Below are 12,659 nucleotides of genomic sequence, written 5' to 3' on the forward strand. Positions count from 1 at the left end.
CGCGGGCAACCACGCTCAGGACTGCGGCGGCTGCCCGTTGCTCGCGGTGGTGCCACCGTCGACCGGCAGGATCGCCCCGGTGATGAACGACGCCGCGTCACTCGCCAGGAACAGCACGGCCGCCGCGACCTCGTGCGCACGACCCGCGCGGCCGAGGGCGATCCGCTCCTCGAACTTCTCCTGCAGCTCCTCGTCCTCCGCCTGGTCCTGCGTGAGGTCCGTCCACACGAGCCCCGGCGCCACGGCGTTCACGCGGACGCCGAACTGCCCGTTGTCGAGCGCGGCGGCCTTGGTGAAGTTCGAGACCCCACCCTTCGCCGCGTTGTAGGGGCTCATCCGCCAGTCCGCGTCCTCGCCGGACACCGACGAGGTGTTCACGATCGACCCCTTCGTGGCACGGAGGAACGGCAGCGCCGCACGGGTGCCGTAGAACACGCTGGAGAGGTCGGTCTCGATCACACGGTGCCACTCGTCCGGCGTGATGTCCGTGATGTCGCCGGAGCTGAAGGTGCCGGCGTTGTTCACGAGCACGTCGATGCGGTCGAACCGCTCGATGGCCGTGTCGACGACCCGCTGCCAGTCGGCCGGGCTCGCGACGTCCGCGTGGAGCGCCACGACCCGGTCCCTCGGCAGGCTGTCGCCGACCGCTCGTACCTTCTCGTCGACGCTGTCGGTCAGGACGACGGACGCGCCCTCGTCGACGAACGCCCGCGCCGTCGCCTCGCCGATGCCGGACCCGGCACCCGTGACGATCGCCACCCTGCCCTCGAACCGGTTGCCCATGGTGTCTCCTCTCGTTGCACGATCCGTGCCCGGGGAGACGCCATCGGCCCAGCGGGGCACGGCGAGCCATGGTGCCCGCACCCGCCTGGGCGCGTTCGGAGGGTGTCAGGCGGACGTGTCGTCCGGCTCCAGGTCGCGGTCGAGCGAGATCGTCGGGATCGACGCCGTGACGACCGATCCGTCGGCACGCAGGGTGCCCTGGATGTCGGCCGTCGTCGGCGCGCGCCCGGACATCCGCGGGCCCTGGTGCGGCAGCGGCACGACGGTCGGCTCGCCGGCGGTGACGTCCCACTGCTGGTTGTGCACCCACGCGGTGAACCCGGAGCCCGTCTCGACCGTGAAGGTCATGGCGTCCTGCTCGAGGTCGACGCGCACACGCGATCCGCGCACCGTCAGGCGGTAGGTGATCCGCTCCCAGTCCTTCGGCAGCCGCGGGTTGAAGGTCATCCGGCCGCCGTGGTCCCGCATGCCGCCGAACCCGTTCACGACCGCGCCCCAGATGCCGCCCGTCGAGGCGATGTGCACCCCGTCGGTCGTGTTGCCGTGCAGGTCGGCGAGGTCGACGTACAGCGCCGTCTGGAAGTACTGCAACGCGAGGTCGTGGTAGCCGACCTCGGCCGCCATGATCGACTGCACGACCGCCGACAGCGTGGAGTCGCCCGTCGTGAGGGCGTCGTAGTAGTCGAAGTCGCGACGCTTCTCGGCAGCGGTGAACTCGTGCCCCTGCAGGAACAGTGCGAGCACGACGTCGGCCTGCTTGAGCACCTGGAACCGGTAGATCACCAGCGGGTGGTAGTGGAGCAGCAGCGGGCGCTTGCTCTCGGGGGTGTTGTCGAGGTCCCAGAGTTCCTTGTCGAGGAACTGGGCGTCCTGCGGGTGGATGCCACGGTGCGGGTCGAACGGGATCTCCATCGACTCGGCCGCGTGCTCCCAGTCGGTCACCTCTTGCGCCTGCAGCCCGGTCCGCCGCACCATGCGCTCGTACTCTTCCGGGTCGTCGGCTGCGAGCTCGCGGCAGGCGTTCACGGCGAACCACAGGTTCGCCCGGGCCATCACGTTCGTGTAGAGGTTGTCGTCGACGACCGTCGTGTACTCGTCGGGACCGGTGACGCCGTCGATGTGGAACTTCTTGTCGCCGTTCGACCGCCAGAACCCGAGGTCCTCCCACAGGCGGGCGGTCTCGACGAGGATGTCGATCGCACCGCGCTTGAGGAACTCGCGGTCGTCCGAGGCGCGGACGTACTGCATGAGCGCATGCGCGATGTCCGCGTCGATGTGGTACTGCGCGGTGCCGGCGGCGTAGTAGGCGCTGGACTCCTCGCCGTTGATCGTCCGCCAGGGGAACAGCGCGCCGTGCTGGTTCAGCTCGCGGGCGCGGGACCGAGCCGCGTCGAGCATGTTGTAGCGGAACCGCAGGGCGTTCCGGGCGACGATCGGCGCCGTGTACGACAGGAACGGCAGGACGTAGATCTCCATGTCCCAGAAGTAGTGGCCGCCGTACCCGGAGCCCGTGACGCCCTTCGCCGCGATGCCGTGCCCGTCGGTCCGGGCCGTGGCCTGCGCGAGCATGAACAGGTTCCACCGGACGGCCTGCTGGAGCGCGGGCTGCCCGACGATCTCGACGTCGCTCCGCGCCCAGAAGTCGTCCATCCACTCGGCCTGCCGCGCGAACGCGGCGTCGACGGACTCGGCACGCGAGCGGTCGAGGGTCCGCTCGCAGCGGTCGGCGAGTTCGCGCGCCGGGACCCCGCGGGACGTGTGGTAGACCACGTGCTTCGTCAGGCGGATCGGCTGCCCGGCGCGCGCCTGCACGCGGTAGACGTGCTTCGCCAGGTCGTCCTCGATCGACGAGGACTCGTCCCAGCTGTTCTCGGTCTCGAGGTGGTGCTCGACGCCGACGCAGATCGTCATGCCCGAGCTCGCCGCCTGGTACCCGAGCAGCGAACGGCCGCCGGTGCTGCGCTTGAGCTTCGGCTCGAGCATCCGCTCGGTGAACGCCTCGGCCTTGCGCGGGTCGAACGCGTTCGCCGCCGCACGCATCCCCGCGTGGTACTCGTCCTGCACGTCCTGCCGGTTGAGGATCTGGCTCGACAGCAGGATCGAGGCGTCCGCGTCGAGCACGGTCACCTCGTAGTCGATGACCGCCAGGTGCCGGTCCGTGAACGACACCAGCCGCCGCGACCGGATGAGCACGCGCTTGCCCGAGGGCGTCGACCACTCGGTCTCGCGGAACAGGTACCCGCCCCGGAAGTCGAGCCGCCGGGTGTGCCGGAGGATGTCCGCCTCGGCCAGGACGAGCGGTTCGTCGTCGACGTACAGGCGGATCACCTTGGCGTCGGGCGCGTTGATGATCGTCTGCCCGGTCTTCGCGAAGCCGAAGGCGTCCTCGGCGTGCCGGATCGGCCAGGTCTCGTGGAAACCGTTGATGTACGTGCCGTACTGCACGCCGCCACGACCCTCGTCGAGGTTGCCGCGCAGGCCCAGGTACCCGTTGCCGACGGCGAAGTTCGTCTCGGCGACGCCCTGCTCGTCGGGCGCGTACTCGGTCTCGACGAGGGCCCACTCGTCGATCGGGTAGCGGACGCGGTCCAGCGGGTCGGAGGTGATGGGGTTCATGGTGCTCCGTGGGGAAGGAGGGTGTTCGTGGGGAGGGTCGGGAGGGCCTGGAGGCGCGGATCGCCCCGGCCGCTTCGCCTACGTCGTGCTCGTGGCCGGTTCCGGCAGCTCGTCGACGAGTTCGTCGAGGTCGCCGACCACGACGTCGGCGCCGTGCGCCCGGAGCGCGTCGGCCCCGGCTCCGCGATCGACGCCGATGACGAGCCCGAAGGCACCGTTCCGTCCCGCCTCGACCCCGCTCGTGGCGTCCTCGACCACGACGCACTCGGCAGCGGTCAGGCCGAACCGGCTCGCGGCGTCGAGGTAGGTGTCGGGCGCGGGCTTGCCGGCCAGACCGTCTTCGCGGGCGACGAGGCCGTCGACCACCACGGGGAAGCGCTCGAGGATGCCGGCCGTGCGGAGCACCTGCACGGCGTTGGCGGAGCTCGACACGACGGCGACGGACAGCCCGGCGTCGATGGCGGCGACGAGGAACCGGAGCGAACCGGGGTAGGGCTCCACCCCGTGCTCGGTCAGCTCGGCCGTGAACTCGGCGTTCTTCCGGTTGCCGAGCCCGCACACCGTGTCGGCGTCCGGCGGGTCGTCCGGCGTGCCCTGCGGCAGGTCGATGCCGCGGGACTCGAGCAGGGAACGCACCCCGTCGTACCGAGGCTTGCCGTCGACGTACGCGAAGTAGTCCTGTTCCGTGTACGGAGCGACGCCGTGCTGGGCGAGGTAGGGCGTGAACAGCCGGCTCCACGCACGCATGTGGACGTCGGCGGTGGGGGTGAGGACACCGTCCAGGTCGAACAGGAGCGCTCGCTGGTCAGCGAGTCGCGCGGGTGTGCGCCGGTCCGGCGTCGTCATGTGCTGCCCTCCGGGGGACGGGGTCGTCGACGTTGCTTCCGGACGAGTCTAGGACCGCTCCAGGACCGGCGTTCAGGCGCGCCGGGCCCCTGTGGAAAGAGTTCACACACTCGTTCGCTGTGCAGGAGGTTCAGCGCAGCGCAGCGCCCGACGGCAGCGTCCGCACCCACTCCTCGATCGCCGAACCGATCTGCTGCCGGGCGTCGGTCCGCGAGATCGTCGCGGTGTCGTCCCCGGGCTGCGCACCGTACGCACCGAAGTCGGCGTGGTTCGCGCCCTGCACCTCGACCGTCATCGCGTTCGACGGCAGCAGGTGCCGCGCGGCGTCGACCTTCTCGGGGGTGGAGAGCCCGTCACGCGACCCCGAGACGCTGAGCACGCTGATGTACGACTTGCTGATGTCGTTCGCGCAGTAGCTGCCGAGCAGGAGCAGCCCGTCGGCGTCCGGCGCGAGCTGGCACGCGCGCACGCCACCGAGCGAGTGCCCGCCGACCGCCCAGGACCGGACGTCGGGGGCGTGGGACTCGAACGTCGACAGCGGGCGGGTGTCGAAGAAGGCGAGGTGCAGCGTCGGCTTCGTGATGACGACGGTCGTCCCGCTGGCGACCACCTGCCGGAACGTCGCCATGTACGCGTACGGATCGACCTTCGCGCCCGGGATGAACACGATGCCCGCGCCGTTCGCGGTGCCGGTCGGCGTCATCACCACGGCGTCCCCGGCGTCCCGGACGGCCACACGGTCGTCCCGCCAGACCTGCAGCGCCGCACTCCGGGTGCCCTGCATGACGATGTTCGCCCAGACGAGGAACACCACCGCGATCAGCACGATCACGGCGACGACCCAGGCGGTCCAGCGGAGTGCTCGGTTCATGGTCTCCCTGCTTCCTGCGGGCGTCGGGCGGTGACGGTGAGCCAGCGCTCGTCGGCACCCGGGCGCGTGGTCTCACGGACGTCGACGTCGGTCCAGCCGGAACGGCTGACGACCTCGGCCAGGGGTCCCGGCGTCCAGTAGGCGAAGTGCCGGGCGAGGTCGAGCTTCCGCGTGCTCCACGCGTCGCCGTCGCCGAGCTTCACCGTGGCGGCCAGCACACCGCCGGGGTACACGGCGTCGCGGAGCCGCACGAGGACGCCCTCGAGCTCCGTCCGACCGACGTGCAGCAGCACGGCGTTCGCGAACACGGCCTCGTACGGGCCGCCGAACGCGTCCGAGCGCACGTCGACGAGGCGCGCCTCGTGCCCCGCGGACCGCAGCGCGTCGACGAACGACCGTGCCCCGTCGGTCCGGTCGACGACGAGTCCGGCAGCCTCGAGCGCGAGGGCGTCACGCCCCGGGCCCGACCCGAGCTCGAGCACCCGCGCCCCGACCGGGACGAGTGCGAGCAGGTCGTCGACGAGCCCGGCACGGTGGTCGTCGGTGCGCTCGGCGTAGCGGTCGGCCGCACGCTCGTAGGCGTCCAGCGTGCGCTCGGCGGCGAGGTCACGACGCATCACGACCTCGTGCCGACCGTCGGGCAGCGGGTCACCGGGCTCGTCGGCCGCGGTGAAGCCACAGCGCTCGTACGTGCGACGGGCCGTGGCGTTGTCCGGCATGACCGACAGTTCGAGGGTGTCGGCCCCGGCGCTCGCGGCCCAGGTCGCGACCGCACGGATGAGCGCGGCCGCGATCCCTCGGCCGCGCGCGGCGGGGTCGACCCACATCGAGATGAGTTCGGCGGTGCCGGGGTCCTCGCCCGGGACGCCGCTGGCCATGCCGACGACGGAGTCGTCCTCGGCGTGGGCGAGCAGGTCGAGCGCTCCGGGGATCGAGAGGCGGGTCCGCCACCGGTGCTCGGGCGCGTCGGCCCAGTCGGCGAGCGTGGACCCGAAGGCCTCGGGAGCGTCCGCGAGCGCCGCGAGCCGGACCGGACGCCAGGTCTCCCAGTCGTCCGCCGTCACCCGGCGCAGCGCGATCGTCACGCCCCGACGCTACCGCCCGCGGGTGCGAGCCGACCCTGTCGGGCCGACCCGCGCCTCCTGGACCGGATCAGACCGCCGCAGCCTCCGTGACGGCCGCACGCAGCTCCGCCGCCGCGGCTGCGACGTCGTCCGCGCTGTAGATGGCGCTCCCGGCGACGGCGATGATCGCTCCGGACGCCTGCACGGCCGCGATCGACGACGCGTTCACGCCGCCCGCGATCGAGAAGGGGACGCCGGAGGCCTCGCCGGCCTCGAGCAGGGTGGAGAATGTGAAGCCCTCCTCGGCCTGCTCGTCGAGCCCCGCGTGCACCTCGACGAACTGCGCGCCGAGGGCGACGACCTCACGGGCCCGGGCGGGCTTGTCCGCGACGCCGATGAGGTCGACGACGACGCCCTTGCCGTGCTTCTCGGCAGCGGCGACGGCGCCCGCGATGGTGGAGTCCCCGGCGACGCCGAGCACGGTGACCAGGTCGGCGCCCGCGGCGAACGCGATGTCCGCCTCGAGCTCGCCGGCGTCCATGGTCTTGAGGTCGGCGAACACGGTCTTGTCCGGGTGCGCCTCCTTCATCGCGGTGATGACGGAGAGCCCGGCGCTCTTGATGAGCGGCGTGCCGAGCTCGAGGACGTCGACGCTCGGGGCGGCCTTCGCGGCGAGGTCGAGCGCGGCCTCGGTGGTGAGGGTGTCGATGGCGAACTGGATCTGCATGGGTGTGCCTTTCACTCGAGGTTGGCGTGGCTGGGCCACAGGTCGTCGGCGGAGCGTCCGCTCCGGGTCCACAGGGCGTGGAAGAGTGCGTCGCCGAGCAGGACCACGGCCTGCTCGAAGCGGCTGCCCGCGTACTGCTCGGAGGCGCTGCCCGACCGGTCCGTCTTCGTCGCGGCGGGGACGACGAGGGTGACGGCGGCGAGCGCGCCGAGCGGCGAGTCGTCGGTCGTCGACACGGCGAGCACGTCAGCGCCGACGTCGACCGCGGTGCGCGCCGCCTGGACGATGCCGGTGGTCGTGCCGGAGCCGCTCGCGACGAGCAGGACGTCCCCCGTCCGGATGGCCGGGGTCGTCACCTCGCCGACGACGTGCACGTCGAGTCCGAGGTGCATGAGCCGCATGGCCGTCATCCGCAGCGCGAGGCCGGAGCGGCCGGCCCCGTGGACGAACACGCGCTCGGCACCGCTGAGCAGCTCGAGCGCGGCATCGGTGTCGCCCTGGACCGTCTCGGCGAGGTCGGCGGACTCGCGGACGATCAGGGCGAGGGCGTCGGTCACGGTGTCAGCGGGCATGCCATCGATCGTGGTCGGGACGCGGGTCCGCCGCCGCTACCCGACACGGCGGGGTCCCCGTCCGATCGGGTGGCCCCACCCGCTCGGGTGGGAGTCGTACGGTTGGTCACGTGACCGACAACGTGCGCGATGACGGGGCGGCGGCTCCGTCGGCCGTCCAGGAGGCGCGGCGCGACCCCGCAGGACGCCTCGCCGCCGCCGACCACGCGCGCACCGTCGCGGAGCAGGCGGACCGGCACGCACTCACCCTGGAGTCGGTGCTCGCCGTGCTCCGGTCGCCGCGTGTCGGCGACGCGGCCGCCCGTGCCGAGGCCGTCGAGATCGCGTCGGCAGCGCTCGTCGACCTCCGGACCGTCACGGACCGGCAGCGCGGAGCCCTGCTCGAACCGGTCACGGGGGCGTTCTCGCGGCTCCGGGCCGACCTCCGTCCGCTCGTCCGGTTCGGGGACCTCGACGTGCAGTTCGTGGAACCGCCGGCGACCGGTCGAGCACTCCCCGGGGACGTCGCCCACAGCGCCCGGGCGATCGTGCGGACGGCGGTGCTCGCCCTCGTCGACGAGGGAGCTGCGCGGCGCGTCCGGATCCAGTGGGACTGCGACGGCCGGAACCTGCTCATGCAGCTCCGCGACGACGGAGCCGGCACGCTCGACGTGCACGACGACACCGTCCGGCCGATCGCCGAGCGGGTCGCGACCCTCGACGGCGAACTGCACGTGGCGTCCACGGCGGGCTGGGGGTCCGTGCTCGACATCGCGATCCCGCTCGACCCGCCGGCGGGGACGCCGGTGTCGTCGGAGGCGTCCGACCTCACGCCGCGGGAGCAGGACGTGCTGCGACTCGTCGCCACCGGGATCGGCAACCGGGAGATCGCCGACGGGCTCGGGATCAGCCCGAACACGGTGAAGTACCACGTGGCGAACCTGCTCCGGAAGCTCGGCGCGCGGACCCGGGCGGAGCTCGCCGCGGTCAGCTCCCGGGCGTGATCCCGGCGGGGCTGAAGCGGTAGCCCATGCCCGACTCGGTCACCAGGTAGCGCGGGTGTCCCGGGTCCGGCTCGAGCTTCCGCCGCAGCTGCGCCATGTAGAGCCGCAGGTACCCGGAGTCGTTGCCGTGCGACGGTCCCCACACGTCGGTGAGGAGCATCTCGCGCGTCATGAGCCGGTCGGGGTTCGTCACGAGGACCTCGAGCAACCGCCACTCGGTCGGGGTCAGTCGGATGGCCGGACCGGACGGCGGCGTGACCTGCTTCGCGACGAGGTCGACGACGAGGTCCCCGATCGACACCGAGGGCGTCGCACCCGCGGCCGACGCTGCCGCGACCTGCCGCCGGCCGAGCGCCCGGAGTCGGGCGAGCAGCTCGTCCATCTGGAAGGGCTTCGTGACGTAGTCGTCCGCGCCGGCGTCGAGCGCGTCGACCTTGTCCGACGAGTCGGTCCGACCGGAGAGCACGAGCACCGGGACCTGCGACCAGGCCCGGATGCCCTCGAGCACCCCGATGCCGTCGAGCCGGGGCATCCCGAGGTCGAGCAGCACGAGGTCGGGCCGCTCGGTGATGACCGCGTCGATCGCGGCCCGGCCGTCCCGGGCGGTGACGACGTCGTACCCGCGGGCGGCGAGGGTCACGGCGAGCGCCCGGACGAGCTGCACGTCGTCGTCGGCGATCAAGACCTTCATCGCGCACGGCCCTTCATCGGATCTCCACTCCCAGGTGTCCGGCGATCGGCAGCCGCACCACGACGGTGAGTCCGCCGCCGGGGGTGTCGTCGACCTCGATCGTGCCGCCCATGCCCTCGGTGAAGCCGCGGGCGAGGGCCAGTCCGAGTCCGAGTCCGGTGTCGTTGTCGGTGTCGCCGAGGCGCTGGAACGGCTGGAACACCTCGTCGACGCGGTCCGACGGGATGCCGGGGCCGTGGTCGGCCACCCGGAGCTCGACGCCGCCGCCGAAGGCACTCGCGGCGATGCGGACCCGGGTGTCCTCCGGGGCGTACCGCACCGCGTTGGCGAGGAGGTTCACGACGACGCGCTGCAGCAGCACGGCGTCGGCGAGCACCGGCGGGAGGTCGGCGGGCAGGTCGAGGTCGACGTCGTCCGGACCGAGCTCGAGCTCGTCGAGGGCGGGGGCGACCACCGTCTCGAGGGCGAGCGGCACCGGCGTCACGGCGAGCACCCCGGCCTGCACGCGACTGACGTCCAGCAGGTCCGCCAACAGCACCGCGAGCTGACGCAGGCTCTCGTCGGCGGTGGCGAGCAGCGCCTCCTGGTCGTCCGCCGACAACTCGATGTCCGGCGCCCGCAGCGTCTGCACGGCCGCCGAGGCGGCCGCGATCGGCCGCCGCACGTCGTGGCCGACGGCCGCGAGGATCGCGCTCCGCACCCGGTCCACCGCCGCGATGCGCTCGGCGTCGACGGCCGCGCGGGTGAGGTCGCGGTGCTCGACGGCGGCGTCGAGCTGCTGCTCGACGACGCGCAGCAGTCGGCGCTGGGTCGGGTCGTCGGGCGCGCCCGCGAACTCCAGGACGGCGCCGGACGGGAGGGACGTGGCGGCGTCCGGCGTCTCGCCGAACGTCCCGGACGTGGCCGGCACCTCGTCGCCCTGCCGGATCCGGACGCCGGCGAAGCCGAAGGCCTCGCGGGTCCGGTCGAGCAGCGCCTGCAGGGCGTCGTCGCCGCGGAGCACGCTGCCGGCGATCCCCATGAGGAGGCCCGACTCGGCGGCGGCGCGGCGGGCAGCTCGCGATCGACGGGCCGAGCGGTCGACGACGAAGCTCACGAGCACGGCGCTGATGACGTACATGACGAGGGCGACCAGGTGCCACGGCTGCTGCACGGTGACCCGGTGCAGGGGTTGGACGAAGAAGAAGTCGAGGCTCAGCCCGGACAGCACGGCGGCGAAGACGGCCGGCCACATCCCGCCGACGAGCGCCACCACGAGTACGAGCAGCTGGTAGGCGAGCACGTCCACGGTGATCGAGTCGGGGTCGGTGCTGAACGACAGCAGCCAGGTGAGCAGTGGACCGGCGACGAGGGAGAGCACGAACGCGGCGACGATCCGGCCGCGGGACAGGCTGCCGCCGAGCCTCGGCAGGGCGAAGCCACCGCCCGCCCGCTCGTGGGTGACGACGTGGACGTCGATGTCGCCGGACTCGCGGATGACGGTGTTGCCGATGCCCGGGCCCGTGATCGCCGCGGCGAGCCGACTGCGGCGGCTCACCCCGATGACGATCTGCGTGGCGTCGATCGACTTCGCGAACCGCACCAGGGTCGTCGGCACGTCGTCGCCGACCACCTGGTGGTACGTCCCGCCGAGCTGTTCGAGCAGGGTGCGCTGCTTCCCGAGCGCCCCCGGGTGGCGCTCGCGGAGGCCGTCGTTCGTCGTGACGTGCACGGCGGCGAGCTCACCGCCGGCGCTGCGGGCGGCGATCCGGGCGCCCCGGCGCAGCAGGGTCTCGCCCTCGGGGCCGCCGGTCAGGGCGACGAGGACGCGTTCCCGGGTCTCCCACCGGTGGTCGATGCCGTGCTCGGCGCGGTAGGCCTTGAGCGCGTCGTCGACCTCGTCGGCGAGCCAGAGCAAGGCGATCTCGCGCAGGGCGGTGAGGTTGCCGAGCCGGAAGTAGTTCGACAGTGCCGCGTCGATCCGGGTCGCCGGGTAGACGAGCCCGTCCGACAGTCGCTCGCGCAGCGCCGCCGGGGCGAGGTCGACCACCTCGATCTGGTCCGCCGCGCGCACCACGGCGTCCGGGACGGTCTCGCGCTGGACGGTGCCGGTGATCTCGCGGACGACGTCGCCGAGGGACTGCATGTGCTGCACGTTCACGGTGGAGATGACGTCGATCCCGGCGTCCCGCATCGCCTCGACGTCCTGCCAGCGCTTCTCGTTCGTGCTGCCGGGCGCGTTGGTGTGGGCGAGTTCGTCGACGAGCGCGATGTCGGGCCGGCGAGCCAGCACGGCCTCGAGGTCGAGGTCGTCGAGCTGGACGCCGCGGTGCTCCACGATGCGTCGGGGGACGACCTCGAGCCCGTCGACCAGTGTGGCCGTGGCGGCGCGGCCGTGGGTCTCGACGACGGCGACGACCACGTCGCGGCCCTCGGCGCGCAGTCGGTGCCCCTCTTCGAGCATCGTGAACGTCTTGCCGACACCGGGCGCCGCACCGAGCAGGACCCGCAGCTTCCCGCGCTTCACGTGCTCATCCTCTCGCGTCCACCCTTGCTCCACGACCGATCGACTGATATTCTCCTCACAACCGTTCCCACCAAGGCTCGAGCATCAGCTTCCTCAAATCGGGTGGGACTGTCCCGTCCCGCGTCCGTCTCGGACGCGGGACGGTGTTCTTCCCCGCTCACGTTCGTTCCCTGCGCTGTAGTTGCTGCCGGCTTGCCCGAGATCACACGTTCCCCCGATCTCGGAGCCGATCGATGCCAGACCCAACGGTCGCGATGTCCCGCTACCGCCACGCGCAGTTCCGGCAGGCGTTGCACGCGCAGGGGCTCGATGACTCCGCGTCCTCGGTCTGGCGGGTGCACGACTTCGACAGCTCGCTGCGATCGGTCACACTCGGTCTGGTCGAGCAGGTCGAACTCGCGCTCCGTGGTCGGCTCGACGTCGCAGCCGGAGCCCGTTTCGGATCGCGCTGGTACGTCGACCCGCGGTCCTTCCGCGCGACGTTCGACCACAGTGCGATGCTCCGCCGCGTTCGATCGGCACTCGAGCACGCGGCCGATCCCGCCGTCGGGTCGGCATGGCGCGAGCGGCGGTTCGAACGCGTCCCGTTCGGGATGCTCGCCGAAGCGCTCAGCCTCGGCGAACTGTCCCGGATCGCCGCAGGTGTCGAGCCGGCCACCCGCGACGAGATCGCCGCAGCGTTCCGGCTCCCACCCGCGACGCTCCGCCCCTGCCTGCAGCACCTGACGCACGTGCGCAACTGCTGCGCGCACCACACGCGGATCTGGGCCCGGAAGTTCCGGATCCCGCCGCCGACGTTCGGCTCCCCACCCGACCTCGTCGCGCGACTGTCGAGCCTGCCGAAGCGGACCCCGGTGCACTCGCTCGAGCTCCTGGCCCACCTCGCCGAGACGGTCGGACCGTGCGACCGCCACGCCGCAGCCGTCCGGCGCCTCGTCGACGAGCACGACGACCTGGTCGTCGGCATCGGCGGGCGGCCGACTTGGGCAGCGGCGTGACG

The 12,659-nt window shown here is 72.4% G+C and carries 11 protein-coding genes; 2 read left to right on the plus strand and 9 right to left on the minus strand.

All coding sequences use genetic code 11. The features are described from left to right. Positions 1-15: 15 nt before the first annotated feature. The 7 genes from WFH25_RS16925 to hxlB form a co-directional block, all read right to left on the minus strand. Complete coding sequence (locus WFH25_RS16925) at positions 16-783, minus strand: SDR family NAD(P)-dependent oxidoreductase (protein ID WP_336698680.1); 768 nt, start codon at positions 781-783, stop codon at positions 16-18. Positions 784-888: 105 nt separating this feature from the next. Continuing rightward, positions 889-3,399: a glycoside hydrolase family 65 protein gene (locus tag WFH25_RS16930; protein ID WP_336698681.1), complete on the minus strand. Its 2,511-nt coding sequence runs from the start codon at positions 3,397-3,399 to the stop codon at positions 889-891. A gap of 78 nt (positions 3,400-3,477) precedes the next feature. Next, the gene (locus tag WFH25_RS16935) at positions 3,478-4,245 is read right to left on the minus strand and encodes an HAD family hydrolase (protein ID WP_071295175.1); all 768 of its coding nucleotides are present in this window, start codon (positions 4,243-4,245) and stop codon (positions 3,478-3,480) included. A 130-nt stretch (positions 4,246-4,375) separates the two neighbouring features. Next, on the minus strand, positions 4,376-5,116 hold the full coding sequence (locus WFH25_RS16940; protein ID WP_070417618.1) for an alpha/beta hydrolase: 741 nt from the start codon (positions 5,114-5,116) through the stop codon (positions 4,376-4,378). Next, positions 5,113-6,201 (minus strand): bifunctional GNAT family N-acetyltransferase/class I SAM-dependent methyltransferase, encoded by a 1,089-nt coding sequence (locus WFH25_RS16945; protein WP_336698682.1) that lies wholly within the window; start codon positions 6,199-6,201, stop codon positions 5,113-5,115. The genes WFH25_RS16940 and WFH25_RS16945 overlap by 4 nt, the downstream gene beginning before the upstream one ends. A 67-nt stretch (positions 6,202-6,268) precedes the next feature. Continuing rightward, positions 6,269-6,907 (minus strand): 3-hexulose-6-phosphate synthase, encoded by a 639-nt coding sequence (hxlA, locus tag WFH25_RS16950; RefSeq protein ID WP_070417617.1) that lies wholly within the window; start codon positions 6,905-6,907, stop codon positions 6,269-6,271. 11 nt (positions 6,908-6,918) lie between these two features. Further along, positions 6,919-7,479 (minus strand): 6-phospho-3-hexuloisomerase, encoded by a 561-nt coding sequence (gene hxlB / locus WFH25_RS16955; protein WP_336698683.1) that lies wholly within the window; start codon positions 7,477-7,479, stop codon positions 6,919-6,921. Between the two features lie 110 nt (positions 7,480-7,589). On the opposite strand from hxlB, the gene WFH25_RS16960 reads away from it, so the two are divergent. Continuing rightward, positions 7,590-8,462: a helix-turn-helix transcriptional regulator gene (locus tag WFH25_RS16960; RefSeq protein ID WP_336698684.1), complete on the plus strand. Its 873-nt coding sequence runs from the start codon at positions 7,590-7,592 to the stop codon at positions 8,460-8,462. Here WFH25_RS16960 and WFH25_RS16965 read toward each other — a convergent pair. Beyond that, positions 8,446-9,153: a response regulator gene (locus WFH25_RS16965; RefSeq protein ID WP_070417615.1), complete on the minus strand. Its 708-nt coding sequence runs from the start codon at positions 9,151-9,153 to the stop codon at positions 8,446-8,448. The two genes, WFH25_RS16960 and WFH25_RS16965, sit on opposite strands and share 17 nt — an antisense overlap. A gap of 13 nt (positions 9,154-9,166) precedes the next feature. Next, complete coding sequence (locus WFH25_RS16970) at positions 9,167-11,659, minus strand: ATP-binding protein (RefSeq protein WP_071295171.1); 2,493 nt, start codon at positions 11,657-11,659, stop codon at positions 9,167-9,169. Between the two features lie 233 nt (positions 11,660-11,892). Between WFH25_RS16970 and WFH25_RS16975 the strand changes: the two genes are divergently transcribed. Then, complete coding sequence (locus tag WFH25_RS16975) at positions 11,893-12,657, plus strand: Abi family protein (RefSeq protein WP_336698686.1); 765 nt, start codon at positions 11,893-11,895, stop codon at positions 12,655-12,657. Positions 12,658-12,659 lie beyond the last annotated feature (2 nt).

It is taken from the genome of Curtobacterium sp. USHLN213, assembly GCF_037144815.1.
In the GTDB taxonomy this organism is placed as follows: Bacteria; Actinomycetota; Actinomycetes; order Actinomycetales; family Microbacteriaceae; genus Curtobacterium.